Origin of the sequence: Streptomyces sp. NPDC051976 (assembly GCF_040680795.1) — a bacterium.
In the GTDB taxonomy this organism is placed as follows: domain Bacteria; phylum Actinomycetota; class Actinomycetes; order Streptomycetales; family Streptomycetaceae; genus Actinacidiphila.
Map to the genome: position 1 here is coordinate 80,353 of NZ_JBFAXL010000018.1, position 18,175 is coordinate 98,527.

Here is an 18,175-nt window from a genome sequence, read left to right on the forward strand (position 1 = left end):
GGTCGGACTGGATGGTTACTCTTCGGTAATCCAGTCCGCGGTCCGCTCGGAGGTGCCCGATGCCCGATGCCAAGATCCTGCTTGAACGTGACGGAGTCCGGCTTGCCATTGACGACTCCGTCGCACACATCACCCTGTGCAACGCGGCACGCCGCAATGCCCAGTCGCCCGCCCTGTGGCGTGCGCTGAGCGAGGCGGGCCGGCTGCTGCCGGGGCAGGTACGGGTCGTGGTGCTCCGTGGTGAGGGGGTCTCCTTCTCCGCGGGCCTCGACCGGCAGGCCTTCACGCCCGAGGGCTTCGACGGCGAGCCGTCGTTCCTCGACCTCGCGCGTGGCTCGGAAGCGGAACTCGACGCGACCATCGCCACGTACCAGGAGGCGTTCACCTGGTGGCGGCGCACCGATCTGATCACGGTCGCCGCCGTCCAGGGTCATGCGATCGGCGCGGGCTTCCAGCTCGCCCTCGCCTGTGACCTGCGGGTCTGCGCGGACGACGTGCAGTTCGCCATGCGCGAGACCAGCCTGGGCCTGGTCCCCGACCTCACCGGCACCAAGCCGCTGGTCGACCTGGTCGGCTACGCCCGCGCGCTGGAGATCTGCGCCACCGGCCGCTTCGTGCGCGCCGACGAGGCCGAGCGCACCGGCCTGGCCAACCTGGTGGTCCCCGCCGCGGAACTCGACGCGACCGTCACGGACCTGGTCGCCGCCCTCCTCGCCCCGCCGCGCGACGCGGTCAACGAGACCAAGGCGCTGCTGCGTGAGGCGGCCGCCCGCACCGACACCGAGCAGCAGGCAGCCGAACGCGCGGCCCAGGGCCGCCGGCTGCGCGACCTGGCGGGCGTGGGGGAGTAGACCCCGCCGGTCAGCCCGCGTCCGTCACCACCACCGCGGTCGTCACCGGGCCGGGCGCGTCCTGGGCGGCGACGGCCAGGACGACGGCGGTGACGGCGCGGGCCACGGCCAGCGGGGAGTGGCCCGCCGCCACCGCGATCTGCACCTGGACCCGGCGGCCGGACGCGCCGGGGCCGGGTCCTTCGGGGCCCTCGGCGGCCCGCGAGGGGGCCGCGGTGTCCTGGACCCGCACCCCGGAGCCGAGGCCGGCCAGCCGGCCGGTGAGCCCCGCGACGCCGGGGACGGTCCGGACGACGGCCGCCACCCCGCCCGCCGCCCCCGGACCGGGCCCGGGCGCTTCCGGGCCCGGATCCAGGGCCTCGTCCGGCTCCGGGCCCGCTTCCCCGTCCGCCGCGGCGGCGGCCCGCTCGCCGTCCAGCAGACCCGTCACCCGCAGGTCGACGGCGGCCACGGCGATGCCGACACCGGCCTCCGCGGCGTCCCAGAGCGCGTCCCGCAGCCGGTCGGCGGCCAGCGGCAGCGGCTCGTCGGGGGACGCCTCGAAGGCGGCCTCGATCCGTACCGGGACGTGCGGCAGCGCACCGATCGGGGCCACCGCGGGGAGGTCCGTCGCCCCGTCGCCGCCCGGGTCGGCCAGCGCGAGCGACACCGGGCCGAGCCGCACCCCCGGGACCAGCGCGGCCGCCCGCTCCAGCGCCCGTACGGCGGCGCTCTCGGTGATCCAGGCCGCGTCGGTGGCGCCGCCCAGCGGGAGCAGCCGTCCCAGTGCGACCTGCTCCCGAACCGTCCGGGTCAGTCGGTCCATGGTCATACGGCTCCCGCCTTCCTCCGGCCGACCACTCGATCGGGGGGTCGGCAGTGCCCTCTGGCCGCATCCCCCCGGCGCGAAAGGGCATGCGCACATAGTGTGGAGCACAGAGCAGCCCACCCGAAGGGACGACTCGCGATGACCGACACCGCACAGCACAACCGGCAGGAGCCCGACGGATCCTCGGGTCCGTCCGAGGGCAGGACTCTGGAGAAGGGCAACGCGGGCGGCGGCCGCAAGGCGCTGGGCGATCCGGCCACCCGCGGCCGTACGACCATCGCCGACGGGGTGGTGGAGAAGATCGCCGGCCTCGCCGCCCGTGACGTGGTCGGCGTGCACGCCATGGGCACCGGCCTCGCCCGTACGTTCGGCTCGGTGCGCGACCGGGTGCCCGGCGCGAGCAAGTCCGTGACGCGCGGCGTGAAGGCCGAGGTCGGCGAGGTGCAGACGGCACTCGACCTGGACATCGTCGTCGAGTACGGCGTCTCGATCGTCGAGGTGGCCCGCGCGGTCCGCGAGAACGTGATCGCCGCCGTGGAGCGGATGACCGGGCTCGAGGTCGTCGAGGTCAATGTGGCCGTCGGCGATGTGAAGCTGCCCGACGAGGAGGACGACGACGACCGCGAACAGCGGGTGCAGTAGGCATCCCGCGGGTAAGCGGGGGTAGCGGGTCGTCGGGCAACGGGACCATGGGGGTCCGGCCCGTGAGGGTCCAAGGGACGGAGAGCGGACGATGAGCATGGCGGTGATCGGCCTGGCCGTCGGAATGGCGCTCGGATTCGCCGGATATTTCGGTGGGTTCGCGGCCTTTCTGCTGGTGGCCGCGTTGGGTGCGGTCGGTTTCGTGGCCGGGAAGTTCCTCGACGGCGACCTGGAACCCGGCGACTTCTTCCGCACGCGTGACCGCGACCGTGACCGCGACCGGCGGCGCTGATGGGGACAGTGGTCCCCGCCCAGCTCCCCGCCGCGGACCGCGGCTCGCTCCGGATCGCCGACCGGGTGGTGGCGAAGATCGCGGCCCGCGCGGCGGATGAGGTGCTGGCCGACGCCCCCGGGGCGGAGCTCGTGCCGCGGGACAGCGACCCGCACGCGTCGGTGTCGGTACGCAAGGACTCCGCCCGGCTGCGGCTCACCCTCGAACTCGGCTACCCGACCGACATCGGCGCGGTCTGCGGCTCGGTACGGCGTCATGTCGCCGCCCGGGTGGAGGAGTTGACCGGCTTCGGCGTGCCCGAGGTCGCCGTCGAGGTCGAACGGCTGCACTCGGCGGCCGACCGGCTCAAGGACGAGGGGAGGGTCCAGTGAGCGACGGCCACAGCGCCGGCGACGGTGACGGCGAGCGCGGCACGGGCGGCGCGGACGACCGCGCGCGCGGCGGCGACGCCGATCCGTGGCGCAAGCCCGAACCGGGCGGCCGCCCGGAACCGGGGCGTCCCGAGGGCGTTCCCGAGCCCGAGCGCACCCTGGTGGACACCGACGTGGCCGCCGCGCCCGGAGCGCCCGCCATCGAGCCGTACGCGCTGACCTCCGACGAGCACGGCGGGGTGAAGGCGCGCCGGTTCTGGTCCAGTCGCCGGGTGCCCGCCGCGATCACCGCCGCGGTCGTCCTCGGCGTCTCGGGGCTGTTCCTGTACGACGTGGCGTCGGTCCGCGCCGGCCGCGAGGCCATGGCCTGGCGGAAGCGGCTCGCCCACGAGTTGGCCACCCGGCCCCTCGACAACGGCTGGGTGATCGGCGGCGCCGCGCTCGCCGCGGTACTCGGTGTGTGGCTGATCGTGCTGGCCGTCACCCCCGGCGAGCGCGGGGTGCTCCCGATGGCCCGGCGCAGCCCGGCGAGCGTACGGGCGGGACTCGACCGGCACGCGGCCGAACTGGTGCTGCGCGACCGGGCGATGGAGGTCTCCGGCATCCGCTGGGCGCGGGTCACCGTCGGCCGCCGCCGGATCGGGGTCCGCGCCTCCTCGCACTTCCGCGAACTCGACGAGGTGCGCCGCGACCTGACGGCGGCGCTCGGGGAGGCCGTACGGCAGCTGGGTCTGGCCCGGCAGCCGCAGCTCAGCGTCCACCTCCAGCGGGCCGAGAAGAAGGGGTGACCGGGCGATGCGCACCACACTCAACCGGGTCCTGCTCGCGCTGACCGGCCTGATCCTGCTGGCGCTCGGCCTGGCCGTGCTCATCGGCGGCCTGGACCTGCAGCGCCGCTGGGGCTTCACCATGCCGCACTGGTGGCCCTTCACCGGCCCCAAGGACGTCCTGCTGACCGCGCACGACAGGACCCGCTACCGCGCGCACGGCTGGTGGTGGCCGGTGGTCATCGCGGCGCTCGGCGTCCTCATGCTCGGCGGGCTGTGGTGGCTGCTCGCCCAGGCCCGCACCCGGCGGCTGCGGCAGATCAGGGTCGACAGCGGCGACGGACAGGGCGCGCTGCTGCGCGGCCGGGCGCTGGAGCAGGTGCTGACCTCGGAGGCCGAGGCGTACGAGGGCGTGGAGTGGGCGGGCGCCCTGCTCACCGGCAAGCGCGGCACCCCCGAGGCCCGGATGGTCCTCGGCCTGGCCCCGCACGCCACCCCCGACGAGGTGCTCACCGGCCTCGACACCGCCGTCCTCGCCCGTGCCCGCACCTCCGCGGGCCTCGACCGCCTCCCCGCCGAAGCCCGCCTCCGCGCCGTCCGCCACCGCGCGTCCCGCGTCAACTAGCCGCCCTCCGGGCGGATTGCCTCAGATGCCGTGCTGGGCGCCGCCGTCCACCGGGAGGAGGACGCCGGTGAGGTAGGAGGCGGCGGGGGAGAGGAGGAAGGCGGCGGCGCGGCCGAACTCCTCGGGGGTGCCGTAGCGGCGCAGCGGGATCGCGGCGCTGTGCCGGGCGCGGGCGGCGTCCGGGTCGCCGCTCAGGGCGTCAAGCTCGCGGACCCGGTCGGTGTCGACCCGGGACGGCAGTAGGCCGACCACGCGGATGCCGCGCGGGCCGAGTTCGGCCGCCAGGGCCTTGGCGTAGCCCGCGAGACCCGGGCGCAGGCCGTTGGAGACGGCGAGCCCGGGGATCGGCTCGCGGACCGAGCCGGAGAGCACGAAGCCGATGACGCCGCCCTCGCCGAGCTCAGCCGCGGCGGCCCGCGCGAGCCGCACCGCGCCGAGGAAGACCGTCTCGAAACCCGACTGCCACTGCGCGTCGGTGATCTCGGTGGCGTTGCCCGCGGGCGGGCCGCCGACGCTGATCAGCACCCCGTCCAGCCGCCCGAACCGCTCCCGCGCGGTGGTCAGCAGCCGGTGCGCCGACTCGGGGTCGCCGTTGTCCGCGACCACACCCAACGCCTGCTCGATGCCGCCGAGTTCGGCCGCCGCCACGGCGACGTTGTCCGGGGTGCGGCCGGACACCACCACCTTCGCGCCGTCCGCGACCAGTTCACGCGCCGCGGCGAAGCCCAGCCCGCGGCTCGCGCCGGTCAGCACGTACACCCGGTCCCGCAGTCCGAGATCCATCGCTCAGCACCGCGCCGTCGGGTCGCCGGACAGGGTGAGCGCGCTGTTGACCAGGCCGACATGGCTGAACGCCTGCGGGAAGTTGCCCAGTTGCCGCCCGGCCACCGGGTCCCACTCCTCCGCGAGCAGCCCGACGTCGTTGCGCACCGCCAGCAGCCGCTCGAACAGCGCGGCCGCCTCGTCCTTCTGCCCGGTCGCGTGCAGCGCGTCGGTGAGCCAGAACGAGCAGGCCAGGAAGGCCCCTTCACTGCCGGGCAGCCCGTCCACCCCACCGGCCTCCGGCGAGTAGCGGCGGCAGAAGCCGCCGTGGTCCAGCTCCTCGCGGACCGCGGCGACCGTGCCGATCACCCGCTTGTCGCCGGGCGGCAGGAAACCCACCTGCGGGATGAGCAGCGTGGCCGCGTCCAGCTCCCGCGAACCGTACGACTGCGTGAAGGTGTTGCGCTCCGCGTCGTAGCCCTTCTCGCAGACCTCCGCGTGCACCTGGGCGCGCATCGACCGCCAGAGGTCGGGCTCGCCGCGCAGCTTGGGGTCGGCCTCCACGGTGCGCACCGCGCGGTCGGCGGCGACCCAGGCCATCACCTTGGAGTGCACGAAGTGCCGGCGCGGGCCGCGCACCTCCCACAACCCCTCGTCGGGCTCACGCCAGTTGGACTCCAGGAAGTCCATCAGCGCGCGCTGCAGGTTCCAGGCGTGCGTCTCGGCGGGCAGCCCCGCCTCCCGCGACAGGTAGAGCGAGTCGAGCACCTCGCCGTAGACGTCGAGCTGCAACTGGCCCGCGGCGCCGTTGCCGACCCGCACCGGCGCGGAGCCCTCGTAGCCGGGCAGCCACGGCACCTCGTACTCGGTCAGCCGCCGCTCGCCCTCGATGCCGTACATGATCTGCAGGTCGGCCGGGTCGCCCGCGACCGCCCGCAGCAGCCACTCGCGCCAGGCGTTGGCCTCCTGCAGGTAGCCGCCCGCCACCAGCGAGTTCAGGGTGAGCGCGGCGTCGCGCAGCCAGCAGTAGCGGTAGTCCCAGTTGCGCACCCCGCCGATCTCCTCGGGCAGCGAGGTGGTCGCGGCGGCCGCGATACCGCCGCTGGGGGCGTAGGTGAGCGCCTTGAGGGTGATCAGCGAGCGCAGCACGGCCGACCGCCACGGGCCGTCGTAGCGGCACTGCGCCGACCACTCGTTCCAGTCCTGCAGGCTGGTCTCCAGCGCCTGGTACGGGTCGACGCGCCGCGGCCGCTTCTCGTGCGAGGGGTGCCAGGTCAGGACGAAGGCCGTCTTCTCACCCGCGGCGACCGTGAAGTCCGCGTAGGTGCGCATGTCCTTGCCGTACATCGGCATCGCCGGGACGCTGCGCAGCCAGACCGAGTCCGGGCCCGCGATGGCCACCCGGTGGCCGTCGACACGGCGCACCCAGGGCACGACGCTGCCGTAGTCGAAGCGCAGCGACAGCTCGCTGCGCATGTCCACGCTGCCGGAGAGCCCCTCGACGACCCTGATCACATCGGGCGCCCTGTCCCGCTGCGGCATCAGGTCGGTCACCCGGACGGAGCCGGTGGGCGTCTCCCAGACGGTGTCCAGCACCAGGGTGTCGCCGCGGTACGACCGGGCGGAGCAGACGTCGGCGCCGACCGGCGCGATCCGCCAGCGGCCGTTGTCCGCGTCGCCCAGCAGCGCGGCGAAGCAGGCGGCGGAGTCGAAGCGCGGCAGGCACAGCCAGTCGATGGAGCCGTCCTTGCCCACCAGCGCGGCGGTCTGCAGATCGCCGATGAGCGCGTAGTCCTCGATACGTCCTGCCACAGTGCCCTCTCGCCGCCTTCTGCTCGGGTCCGCTGCGCGGTGCCTCTTCGTAGCGTGCCGGGCGGGGTGTCAGACCGCTACCGGAACGCTGCCTTCCGGCTCCTGCGGGGTCTCGGGACGCGCCCTGGCCGCCAGGATCTCCGCCCGCTCGCGCCGGAACAGCACGATCCAGCCGACCGGCACCATGAGCGTGAACAGCCACCACTGGATCGCGTACGCCATGTGCGGGCCGATGCTGCTGTGGTCGGGCTCGGGGATCAGCGCGGGCTGGCCCGCCGCGGGCTTCGGGGAGGTGGAGACCAGCTCCATGTACCCCGAGACCAGCCGCGCCGGTACGTCCTCGGCGTCGAGCACGCTGCTGATCAGCATCACCTGGCGCTCGGGCAGGCCGTGCTTGTTGCGGATGCCGGTGGCCGAGGTGGTCTCGTCGGGGCGCAGCCGCCCGGTGACGGTCACCTCGCCGGACGGCGGGGCGGGGATCTTCGGGAACGCCGCCGGGTCGTCGCCCGGGGCGATCCAGCCGCGGTTCACCAGCACCGCCCGGCCGTCGTCGAGCACCAGCGGGGTGATGACGTGGTAGCCGATCTGCTGGCCGCCGGACTGGTCGTCGGTCTGGGTGTTCCCCGCGGTGCGCTGCCGGGCGACGAACTCGTGGGCCGTGTCGTAGTGGCCCTTGGCGGTCACCGCCCGGTACAGGTCGCTGTGCGGCAGGACCGCGCCGGGGTGGGTCACCTTCTCGACCGGGAGCGGCGTGGCCCGCAGGCTCGCCGCGATGATGTTGTTGTTCGCCACCCGGTGCTCATGCCGATGGAGCTGCCAGAAACCCAGTCTGATCATCGTCGGAATCATGACCAGACCGAGGAGGGTGAGAATCACCCATTGGCGGGACCAGAGGAAGCGGTACACCCCACGACGGTACAACTCGGCCGCGCGGCGGCCGTGGGTAGGGGGTGGCTGCGGCGCCCCCGGCCCCGCCACGGCTCACGAGGGAATGGCCCCGACCCGGTCCACGATGCCCGCGCCGCCCTCGGCCTTCGCGCAGTGCCCGCTGCAGAACCAGCGGCCCTCGACCTCCACCCCGTGCCCCACGATCTGCACCCTGCAGTGCTCGCAGATCGGCGCCATGCGGTGGATGGCGCACTCGAAGCTGTCGAAGACGTGCACCGCCCCCTGGGCGTGCACCTCGAAGCTCATGACGTAGTCGTTTCCGCAAACCTCACATCGGGCCATGCGCCCAGGCTGCGACCGGAGCCGGAGCGAGGCAACGCTGGAAAGGCGAGTCGGGCGCGAGGTCACCTGAATGGGGGCGCCGCCGGACTCGCCGCCTCCACCTGCCGACTCTTGACATGCGGGACGGGGCTTGACAGTGTGCCCGTGGGTTCCTCAGGGACCGGTGACAACGGGGGTTGTAACGGGGATTGGGCCATTCGGCCCGCACGGGGGTTTTTCGGCGTAGAGAGCTGGGCCGCGTTGACCGCGCGGTCCGCGTACTCCGCCTGCCTTGCGCTCTTGTCGTTCTCCACCGTCGTCGACGGTCCTCAGTGATGGGTGACGGAGAGGCTACGGGGGATGAACGGGGTTGTGGGCGCAGCATGCGCCGATGTCGTCGTGGAGTACGTCGAGATGTACGTGGCGGACGCCCGGCGCAGTGCCGAGGAGTTCGTGGACCTGTACGGGTTCACGGTGGTCGGACGGGCGTCCGGGGCGGACCGGGGCGCCGCCGACGCCGAGTCCCTGGCGCTGCGCCACGGGCGGATCACCCTGGTCCTGACCCAGGGCCTGGACGACGACCACCCGGCCTCGTCCTTCGTGCTCACGCACGGCGACGGCGTGGCGGACCTCGCGCTGCGGACCGCCGACCCGCGCGCCGCCTACGACGAGGCGGTACGGGACGGCGCGATCCCCGCCGGGACACCCGGGCGACCGGCCGTCGTCGCGTTCGGTGACGTCGTCCACAGCTTCGTCGCGGGCGGCACCGAACTGCCCGACGGCTTCACACCCGTGGAAGGCGGGCCCGGCGCCGACCGGCTCGGCGTGGTCGACCACATCGCGGTGTGCGTCGAGGCCGGTGAACTGGAGCGGACCGTGGCGTACTACGTCACGGCGCTCGGCTTCCGGGTCATCTTCGAGGAGCGCATCGTGGTGGGCGCCCAGGCGATGCTGTCCCAGGTCGTCCAGAGCGCGTCCGGCGAGGTGACCCTGACCGTCATCGAGCCCGACACCAGCGCCGAGCCCGGCCAGATCGACGACTTCCTGAAGAACAACTGCGGGGCCGGCGTGCAGCACCTCGCCTTCACCACGCAGGGCATACCCGACACGGTCGCGTGGCTGTCCGCACGCGGCGTGCAGTTCCTCACCACCCCGGCGGCGTACTACGCCCACCTGGAGGAGCGGATCACGCCGTCCGCGTACTCGGTGGAGCAGCTGCGGGCCGGGAACATCCTGGTGGACGAGGACCACGCGGGCCAGTTGTTCCAGCTGTTCGCGGCCGCGAAGCCGCCGCGGCGCACCTTCTTCCTGGAGATCATCGAGCGCCGCGGCGCCCGCACCTTCGGCAGCGGCAACATCAAGGCGCTGTACGAGGCGGTGGAGCGGGAGGGCGGCCACAGCGTCGAACCGCCCCGCCGGGCCGCCGGCGCCGACCCCCGCCGCGGCGACTGACGGGCGGCGGACCTGTGGCCTCGTCGCTCGTCACGGACATCCTCCGCCACGCCGACCGGGCGGCCGGCACCACGGCCGTCAAGGACGGCGGCGGACACCTCACCTACGCCGACCTCGGCCGCCGCTCCGCGGCGGTGGCCGGCGCGCTGCGCGCCGCGGGCGCCGGGGCGGGCTCGGTCGTGGGCGTCTGCCTGCCCCGGGACCGCCGGCTGCCCGCCGCGCTGCTCGGCGTCTGGCGCGCGCACGCCGCGTACCTGCCCCTGGACCCGGAGCACCCCGCGGCGCGGTCCGCCGAGGTGGCCGCGTCGGTCGGTGCCACGCTCGTGCTCGCCGCGGGCGGCACGCTGGACGCGGCGCGGGCCATCACGGGCGTCTCCGTCATCGACCTCGACGCGGTGCCCGAGGACGGGTACCCGGCCGGGGACGGGTCCGCACCCGGCCCCGAGGCGGCGGCATACGTGCTGTTCACCTCCGGATCCACCGGCGCCCCGAAGGGCGTCGAGGTGACGCACGGCAACGTCGCCTCGCTGACGTCCGCCGTCGCCACGACGCTGGGCGTGGGACCGGAGCAGGGCTGGCTGGCCGCGGCCTCGCTCCAGTTCGACACGTCGGTGGAGGAGATCTGGACGCCGCTGCGGCTGGGCGCGCCGGTGACGATCGTGCCGCGGGAGCGGGCGACCGACGGCCACGCGCTGGCCGCGTGCGTCGACGGCATCGGGGACGGCGTGGTCGAACTGACCCCGACCAGCCTGCGGATGCTGCTGGCCGCCGGATGGGCCGGTGGCGCCGGGATCCGGATGGTCTCCGGCGGCGAGGTGCTGGACCCGGCGCTGGCCGCGCGGATCCTGCCCCTGGTCGGCGAGCTGTGGAACACCTACGGCCCCACCGAGGCCACCGTCACGACCACCGCGTACCGGGTGACCGAGGCGGACCTCGACGGCGCCTCGCTGCCCATCGGCCGGCCCCTGCCGGGCCGTGCGGTGTACGTGTGCGACGAGGACGGCCGCACCGTCGAGCCGGGCACGGTCGGCGAGTTGTGGATCGGCGGCGGCGGGGTGGCCCGCGGCTACCGGGGGCGGCCGGACCTCACCGCGGCCGCGTTCGCCACCGGGCCGGGCGCCGCCGGGCGCTGCTACCGCACCGGCGACCATGTACGGACCCGGGCGGACGGGGCGCTGGAGTTCGTCGGGCGCCGCGACCAGCAGGTCAAGTTCCGCGGCTACCGCATCGAACTGGGCGAGATCGAGGCCGCCGTGCTGGCCGGGCCGTCCGTCCGCGACGCCGTCGTCACGGTCGACACCGCGCACCGGGTGCCCCGGCTGGTCGGCTACGTGCGCTGGCGCGATCAAGGTGAGCGGGGCGATCTGGCGCGGCTCCAGGCGTCCCTGGCCGAGCGGCTGCCCGACTACATGGTGCCGCGCTGGTGGGTCGAGGTCGGCTCCTTCGCGGTCACCGCGACCGGCAAGCTGGACCGACGGGCGCTGCCGGACACCGCGCCGTCGGCGGTCCGGCGGGCGGGCGGCGCGGCGCAGGAGGACCCGCTGCTGCGGGAGATCGCCGCGCTCTGGTCCGAGGCCCTCCAGACCGAGGTGGCCGACCCCGGGGACGACTTCTTCGCGCTGGGCGGCGACTCGCTCGCCGCGACCGTGATCACGGCCCGGCTGCGGGAGCGGTTCTCCCGGGCGGTGCCGGTCCGCGTGCTGTTCGACCACCCGGGCCTGGCGGACTTCACCGCGCGCGTGGCGGCGCTGGTCGCCGAGCCCGCCGCGGCGCCGGAGGACACCGCCGTCCCGCGGTCCGCCGCGCTGGCAGCCGGTAGCAGGACGCCGATGACCCCGGGCCAGCTCAGGCTGTGGTTCGCCGCGGAGCTGGACCCCGGCAGCACCGCCTACCAGGTGCCGCTCGTGCTGCGGCTGCGCGGCGCGCTCGATGCGGACGCGCTGCTGGACGCCGTGCGCGAGCTGATCAGCCGTCACCCGGTGCTGCGCGGCGTGGTGGTGGACGACGCGGGGGAGCCGGCGACCGAGATCCTGCCGCCCTCGGCGGCGCCCGTCACCACCGTCCGGTGCGCCCCGTCCGAGCTGGACGCGGCCGTGCTCGCCGAGGTGGCCCGGCCCTTCGCCCTCGCGGCCGAACCGCCGTGCCGCGTACGGCTGTTCCGCGCCGGCGACGACGACCACGTGCTGTGCTGGACGTTCCACCACATCGCGACGGACGCGCGCTCCGAGGCGGTGCTGCTGGACGAGCTGTCCGTCGCGTACGCCGCCCGCGTCGCCGCGGGCCGGGCGCTGCCGGACGTCGCGCTGACGTATCAGGACTACGCCGACCACGCGGCCCGGCTCGCGTCGGGCGCACCGGACCGTGCGGGCCTGGCCTGGTGGGAGGAGCGGCTGAGCGGGCTGCCCGCGCTGCTGGCGTTGCCCACCGACCGGCCGAGGCCCGCGGCCGCCGACTGGACCGCCGCGCGGGTGCCCGTCACCGTCGGCGCCGACCGGATGCGGCGGATACGCGACCTCGCGTCGGCGGCCGGCTGCACCCCCTTCACCGTGCTGCTCGTGGCCTGGCAGATCCTGCTGGGGCGGCTCGCCGCGGTCGAGGACGTGCCCGTCGGCGTACCGCACGGCGGCCGCCCGCTGCCCGAACTCGACGGCGTCGTCGGGTTCTTCGTCAACACGGTCGTGCTGCGCGGCGACCTGTCCGGCGGTCCGACCGTGCGCGAGGCGCTGGCCAGGGCGCACCGGACGGCGGTCGAGGCGTTCGACCACGCGGGGGTCCCGTACGAGGAGATCGTGCGCAGCCTGCGGCCGGAGCGCACCGCCGCCGGTACCCCGCTGATCCAGACCATGCTCAACCTGTACGAGGCCCCGGCACCCCGGCTGCACGGCCTGGCGGCCGAGTACGTCCAGCCCGCGACCGGCGACGCGATGTTCGACCTGAGCCTCGACCTGGCCGACCACGGCGCCGACTGGAGCGGCGAACTCACCTTCCGCGCCGACCTGTTCGACGCGGGCACGGTGGCCATGTGGTCCGGCTGGTTCGGCGCGCTGCTGGACGCGATGGCCGGTGGCCCGGAGGACCGGGTCGTCGACCTCGACATGCTCGGCGAGGACGTACGCCGTGAACTGGCCGCCTGGGGCGACGGCGGACCGCTGCCGCCACACCCGGAGACCGTCCCCGCGGCGGTGCTCGCCGCCGCGGCACGGCACCCGGACGCGGTCGCGACGCGCGGCGCCACCGGCTCGCTGACCTACGCGGAACTGGCCGACTGGTCTCAGTCGGCCGCACAGACCCTCACCGCGGCGGGCGTCGGCCCGGGCACCCTGGTCGGCGCCTGCCTGCCGCGGGACGAATACCTGCCCGCGGGGCTCCTGGCGATCTGGCGCACCGGCGCCGCCTACGTCCCACTCGACCCCGAGAGCCCCGCCGACCGCCTCACCGGACTGATCGAGGACGCCGGCATCACCTTCGCCGCCATTCGCGGCGAGCTGCCCGCGGCGCTGGGGTCCGCCGCGGTGCCGGTCGTCGACCTGGCGTCGGTCGCTCCGGCGGGCGGGGAGGACGGGCGAGGTGCGGGCGGCGCGGTGCCGGTGCCGGGTGGCGAGCTGCCCGCGGCGCTGGGGGCGGTTGCGGTGCCGGTCGTCGATCTGGCGTCGGTCGCCCCGGCGGCCGGGGAGGAGGGGCGCGGTGCGGGCGGCGGGCTGCGGCTGCCCGGCGCCGACGATCTCGCGTATGTCCTGTACACCTCGGGGTCGACGGGTCGGCCCAAGGGTGTGGAGATCACCCACGGCAACCTGGCCGCGCTGGTGGCCGCCTGGTGCGAGCTGCTCCGGCTGGGTCCGGACGACGGGATGCTCGCCGTGGCGCCGCTGACCTTCGACACGTCGGGCGAGGAGATCTGGCCGCCGCTGGCCGTCGGCGGGGGCTGCGCGGTCGTCGAGCGCGCGGTCGCGATCGACGGTCACGCGCTGGCGGCCCGTATCGCCGCCAGCGGGGTCACGCTCGCCGAGCTGACCCCGACCAGCCTGCGGATGCTGCTGGCCGCGGGCTGGCAGGGCGATCCGCGGCTGCGCGTGGTGTCGGGCGGCGAGGCGATGGACGCCGCGCTGGCCCGGCAGCTGCTGCCGCTCGTGGGCCAGCTCTGGAACGGCTACGGCCCGACCGAGGCCACCATCACCTCCACCATGCACGTCGTCACCGAGGCCGACACCGTCGAGGGCGTGCCGGTGCCCATCGGCCCGCCGATCGCCGGAGAACGCCTGTACGTGGTCGACGGCGCCGGACGGCTCGCGCCGCCTGGCGCGGTCGGCGAGCTGTGGATCGGCGGCGCCGGGGTCGCCCGCGGCTACCGCAACCGGCCCGACCTCACCGCCCGTTCGTTCGTCGCGGGCCCCGACGGCCGCTGCTACCGCACCGGCGACCTGGCCCGGTGGCGCGGGGACGGCGAGCTCGAGTTCGTCGGCCGCACGGACCACCAGGTCAAGGTGCGCGGCTACCGCATCGAACTCGGCGAGGTCGAGGCCGTGCTGCGCGAGCACCCGGCCGTCGAGCACGCCGCGGTCGGCGTGGCGGGGCACGGCGCCACCGCCCACCTCACCGCCCACGTCTGCCCGACCGCCACGACGCCCGCCCAGCTGGAGGCGTTCCTGGCCGAGCGGCTGCCCGACTACATGGTCCCGCGGCGCTGGCTGCTGATGCCCGAACTGCCCCGCCTGACCAGCGGCAAGATCGACCGCAACGCGCTGCCGGAACCGCCGCGCGGCGCCCGGGAGACGGTCGAGCCCGCCACCGCCACCGAACGGCTGCTCGCCGCGATCTGGTCCGAGGCGATCTGGCCGGACGCGAGCGGCACCGGGGAACGGGTCGGGCGCACCGACGACTTCTTCGCGCTCGGCGGCCACTCACTGGCCGCCACCCGCGTGGTCGGCCGGATACGGCGGGAACTGGACGTACGGGTGACCGTCCGGGAACTGTTCGACAGCCCGGTGCTCGCCGACTTCGCCACGGCGGTGGACGCGCTCAGCGGCGCGCCCGACGCCGGTACGGGGATCACCCCGGCGGCCGACCGCGGCGCGGCGCGGCGGCTCTCCGCCGCGCAGCGCGCGATGTGGCTGGCCTGGCGGGTCGACCCGGAGAGCACCACCCACCATGTCCCGCTGGTCCTGGAGTTCCGCGGCCCGCTCGACACGGCGGCACTGCTCGCGGCGGTGCGCGACCTGGCGGCGGCCCACGACGTCCTGCGCAGCGTGTTCGCCGAGCAGGACGGCGAACCGGTGGCCGTACCCGGCCCCGCCGACGCCGTGCCGGTCACCGAGACGCCCGTGGGCGAGGCGGAGCTGGACGCCGCCGTCCGCGAGCGCGTCCTGCGGACCTTCGACCTCGCGGCCGAACCGCCGCTCCGCGCCGACCTGCTGACCCTCGCCCCCGACCGGCACACGCTGGTGCTGTCCCTGCACCACGTCGCCACCGACGCCGACTCCGAACCGGCGATCCTCGCGGACCTCGCGGCCCACTACCGGGCGCGGTGCGAGGGCCTGCCGGGGCCGACACCGCCCGCGCTGCAGTACGCCGACTTCGCCGACTGGCACAACGCCGTGCTGGCCGGGCCCGGGGCCGACGCCGACGTACGGTGGTGGCGCCGGGAGCTGGAGGGCACCGACGCGGTCCTGGCCCTGCCCACCGCCGCCCCCCGGCCCGCGGTCGCCGACTGGTCGTGCGGAAGCGTGCCGGTCACCGTCCCGGCACCGGCCGCCGACGCGGTCCGCCGCCTCGCCGCCGAGACCGGCTGCACGCCGTTCACGGTCCTGCTGACCGCCTGGCAGCTCGTCCTCGGACGGCTCGCGGACACCGCCGACATCCCCGTCGGCGTACCGCACTCGCTGCGCCGTGACGCGGACCTGGACGGCATGGTCGGCTGCTTCGTCAACACCCTCGTGGTGCGCGGCGACCTGACGGGCGACCCCACGGTCCGCGGGCTGCTGGCCCGCTCCCACGCGAAGGTCACCGAGGCGCTGGCCCGGGCGGACACACCGTTCGAGCGGGTCGTCGAGGCGCTGGCCCCGGCGCGGAGCCTGGCCAACCGGCCCGTCTACCAGGTCATGTTCAACCTGCTCACCGAGAGCGGACCGCACGACGACACCGGCTGGGGACCGGGCACAGGCGTCACGGCCGTCGAGGCCCCGGTGGCGCAGACGCCCGCCGACCTCTCGCTCGACCTCGTCCTCGTCGAGGGCGGCGCCGGTCTGAGCGGTGAACTGCTGTTCCGCACCGACCTGTTCGCCGCCCCGGAGGTGGCGCGGTGGGCCGGCTGGCTGGTCGGCCTGCTGGAGCGGCTGCCGGAGCTGCTCGACGCGCCGCTGTCGCGGGTCGACGTCATGTCCGCCGCGGAACGCGACGCGCTGCTCGCCGCCGGCCGGGGCGCGGAACTGCCCGCGCACCCGCCGACCGTGTCCGACGCGATCACCGCTCACGCGGCGCGGCGCCCCGACGCGGTCGCCACCAGCGGCCCCGGCGGCTCGCTGACGTACTCCGCCCTGGCCGCGTACGCCGACAACGGCGCCCGCCTGCTGTCCGCGCGGGACCTGGGCCCGGAGCGCCTGGTCGCGGTCTGCCTGCCGCGCGACGAGTACCTGCCCGCGGCGCTGCTCGCGGTGTGGCGGGCCGGAGCCGCGTACGTGCCGCTCGACCCCGAACACCCGACGGCCCGGCTCGCCGCACTCACCGCGGACGCCGGAGCCCGGGTGGTCGCGGCCCGCGGCGAGACGCTCGCCGCGGCGCACGCGATCCCGGGCGTGGAGGTCGTCGACCTCGACGCGGCTGTCGGGGGCGCGGGCGCCCGAGACGCGGCTGCCGGAGAAGGGGCAGCCGGGGGCGCTAGCGCCGGAGCAGCGGCTGCCGGGGATGCAGGCGCCGGGCGCGCGGCTGCCGGGAACGCGGGCGTGCCGCGGGCTGCTGGCCTGGACGCGTTGGCCGCGGCACACGCGATCCCGGACGTGGAGGTCGTCGACCTCGACGCGGCCGCCGGGGACGCGGTGGCCGCAGAAGCGGCTGCCGGGGGCGCTACCGCCGGAGCAGCGGCCGCCGGGGGCACGGGCGTGCCGCGGGCCGCCGGGCCGGACGCGCTCGCGTATGTGCTGTACACCTCGGGGTCGACGGGGCGGCCGAAGGGTGTGGAGGTCACCCATCGGACGCTGGCCGCGCTCGCCGCCGCGCTCGGGGAGCGGCCCGGCTTCGGGCCGGACGACTCGACGCTCGCCGTCGCGCCGCTGGTCTTCGACGCCTCGTGCCTGGAGATGTGGGTGCCGCTGGCCGCCGGTGGCCGCTGCGCGGTCGTCGAACGGGACACCGCGATCGACGGCAACGCGCTGGCCCGGCGGGTGGACCGGGAGCGGCCGACGATCCTGCACGTCATCCCGACCACGCTGAAGATGCTGCTGGCCGCCGGCTGGCGGGGCCGCCCGGACCTCACCGTATGGACCGGGAGCGAGGCGCTCGACCCCGCTCTCGCGCGGGACGTCAGGGACCGCTGCCGTGAGCTGTGGAACTTCTACGGCCCCACCGAGGACACCGTCATCTCGGTCATCCACCGCGTCGGCGCCGCGGACACCGCCGGGGGCGCCGTGGTGCCCATCGGGCGGCCGATCGCGGGCGAGCACGTCTATGTGATGGACGGCGCGGGCCGCCCGGCGCCGCCCGGCGTCCCGGGCGAGCTGTGGATCGGCGGCGCCGGGGTGACACTCGGCTACCGCGCCCTGCCCGAACTGACCGCCGAGGTCTTCGTCCCCGACCCGTTCGCCGCGGGCCGGGACCGCCGCTGCTACCGCACCGGCGACATCGTGTGGCTGCGGCCCGACGGGCTGCTGCGGTTCGTCGGCCGGCGCGACCACCAGGTGAAGATCCGCGGCTACCGGGTCGAACTGGGCGAGGTCGAGGCGGCCCTGCTGGAGCACCCGGCGGTGGCCAACGCCGTGAGCGCCGTGCACCGGGACGGCGAGGACAGCCTGGTGGGCTACGTGCAGTGGCGTACGGGGCACGCGGGCGCCGGGGCGGATACGGGCACGGCATCGGCTGCGGGCATCGCGGACGTCGCGGCCTTCGCCGCCGCGCGGCTGCCCGACTACATGGTCCCGACCCGCTGGGTCGAGCTCGACGCGATGCCGCTGTCGGCGTCCGGCAAGGTCGACAGGGGACGGCTGCCCGCGCCCGCCCCGGTGGACGTCGGGTACGAGGCGCCCGACTCACCGGTGGCCGAGCTGATCGCCAAGATCTGGAGCGACGTCCTGACCACCGAACCCGTCGGCGCCCGCGGCGACTTCTTCGCGCTCGGCGGCCACTCCCTGTCCGCCACGCGCGTCACCGCGCAGATCGCGGCGGTCCTCGGGGTGCGGGTGCCGGTGCGCGCCCTGTTCGAACACCCCGTGCTGGCCGACTTCGCCCACGAGGTCGAGCGCCTCGCCATCGTCGAGTTCACCGACCAGCACAGCCAGCACGACGAGCGCGACGAGCGCGACGAGCACCACGAGCACCACGAGCACGCCGAGCACGACCAGCACGACGGGGACGCAGAGAGTGCAAAGGGGCACTGAAC

13 protein-coding genes are annotated in these 18,175 nt (G+C 75.4%); 8 read left to right on the forward strand and 5 right to left on the reverse strand.

Annotated features, from left to right (window positions below; genetic code table 11):
- Nucleotides 1-59 precede the first annotated feature (59 nt).
- Complete coding sequence (locus AB0M29_RS19775; RefSeq protein ID WP_365384175.1) at nt 60-851, forward strand: enoyl-CoA hydratase/isomerase family protein; 792 nt, start codon at nt 60-62, stop codon at nt 849-851.
- 10 nt (nt 852-861) lie between these two features.
- Here the strand turns inward: AB0M29_RS19775 and AB0M29_RS19780 are convergent, their stop codons facing one another.
- Nucleotides 862-1,662 carry a nucleopolyhedrovirus P10 family protein gene (locus AB0M29_RS19780; RefSeq protein WP_365384177.1) on the reverse strand — a complete coding sequence of 267 codons (801 nt, stop codon included), beginning with the start codon at nt 1,660-1,662 and terminating at the stop codon, nt 862-864.
- 135 nt (nt 1,663-1,797) lie between these two features.
- On the opposite strand from AB0M29_RS19780, the gene AB0M29_RS19785 reads away from it, so the two are divergent.
- The 5 genes from AB0M29_RS19785 (at nt 1,798) to amaP (ending at nt 4,356) form a co-directional block, all read left to right on the forward strand.
- Nucleotides 1,798-2,301: an Asp23/Gls24 family envelope stress response protein gene (locus AB0M29_RS19785; protein WP_365384179.1), complete on the forward strand. Its 504-nt coding sequence runs from the start codon at nt 1,798-1,800 to the stop codon at nt 2,299-2,301.
- A 91-nt stretch (nt 2,302-2,392) separates the two neighbouring features.
- A complete protein-coding gene (locus AB0M29_RS19790; RefSeq protein WP_365384181.1) occupies nt 2,393-2,593 on the forward strand; it encodes a hypothetical protein in 201 nt (66 codons plus the stop codon).
- A complete protein-coding gene (locus tag AB0M29_RS19795) occupies nt 2,593-2,964 on the forward strand; it encodes an Asp23/Gls24 family envelope stress response protein (protein WP_365384183.1) in 372 nt (123 codons plus the stop codon). The genes AB0M29_RS19790 and AB0M29_RS19795 overlap by 1 nt, the downstream gene beginning before the upstream one ends.
- A gap of 200 nt (nt 2,965-3,164) precedes the next feature.
- Nucleotides 3,165-3,752, forward strand: coding sequence for a DUF6286 domain-containing protein (locus tag AB0M29_RS19800; RefSeq protein WP_365384276.1), 588 nt, complete (start codon nt 3,165-3,167; stop codon nt 3,750-3,752).
- 7 nt (nt 3,753-3,759) lie between these two features.
- Nucleotides 3,760-4,356: an alkaline shock response membrane anchor protein AmaP gene (gene amaP / locus AB0M29_RS19805; protein WP_365384185.1), complete on the forward strand. Its 597-nt coding sequence runs from the start codon at nt 3,760-3,762 to the stop codon at nt 4,354-4,356.
- A 21-nt stretch (nt 4,357-4,377) separates the two neighbouring features.
- On the opposite strand, the gene AB0M29_RS19810 is transcribed toward amaP, so the two are convergent.
- The 4 genes from AB0M29_RS19810 to AB0M29_RS19825 all read right to left on the reverse strand — a co-directional run bounded on the left by AB0M29_RS19810 (nt 4,378) and on the right by AB0M29_RS19825 (nt 8,160).
- Nucleotides 4,378-5,139, reverse strand: coding sequence for an SDR family oxidoreductase (locus tag AB0M29_RS19810; RefSeq protein ID WP_365384187.1), 762 nt, complete (start codon nt 5,137-5,139; stop codon nt 4,378-4,380).
- Between the two features lie 3 nt (nt 5,140-5,142).
- Nucleotides 5,143-6,930, reverse strand: coding sequence for a glycoside hydrolase family 15 protein (locus AB0M29_RS19815; RefSeq protein ID WP_365384188.1), 1,788 nt, complete (start codon nt 6,928-6,930; stop codon nt 5,143-5,145).
- Nucleotides 6,931-6,999: 69 nt separating this feature from the next.
- The gene (locus tag AB0M29_RS19820; protein WP_365384190.1) at nt 7,000-7,836 is read right to left on the reverse strand and encodes an SURF1 family protein; all 837 of its coding nucleotides are present in this window, start codon (nt 7,834-7,836) and stop codon (nt 7,000-7,002) included.
- A 75-nt stretch (nt 7,837-7,911) separates the two neighbouring features.
- Nucleotides 7,912-8,160 carry a hypothetical protein gene (locus AB0M29_RS19825; RefSeq protein WP_365384191.1) on the reverse strand — a complete coding sequence of 83 codons (249 nt, stop codon included), beginning with the start codon at nt 8,158-8,160 and terminating at the stop codon, nt 7,912-7,914.
- 339 nt (nt 8,161-8,499) lie between these two features.
- On the opposite strand from AB0M29_RS19825, the gene hppD reads away from it, so the two are divergent.
- Together hppD and AB0M29_RS19835 are read left to right on the forward strand one after the other, a co-directional pair.
- Nucleotides 8,500-9,591: a 4-hydroxyphenylpyruvate dioxygenase gene (gene hppD / locus AB0M29_RS19830; RefSeq protein ID WP_365384193.1), complete on the forward strand. Its 1,092-nt coding sequence runs from the start codon at nt 8,500-8,502 to the stop codon at nt 9,589-9,591.
- Between the two features lie 14 nt (nt 9,592-9,605).
- Complete coding sequence (locus tag AB0M29_RS19835) at nt 9,606-18,173, forward strand: amino acid adenylation domain-containing protein (RefSeq protein ID WP_365384194.1); 8,568 nt, start codon at nt 9,606-9,608, stop codon at nt 18,171-18,173.
- Nucleotides 18,174-18,175: the final 2 nt, after the last annotated feature.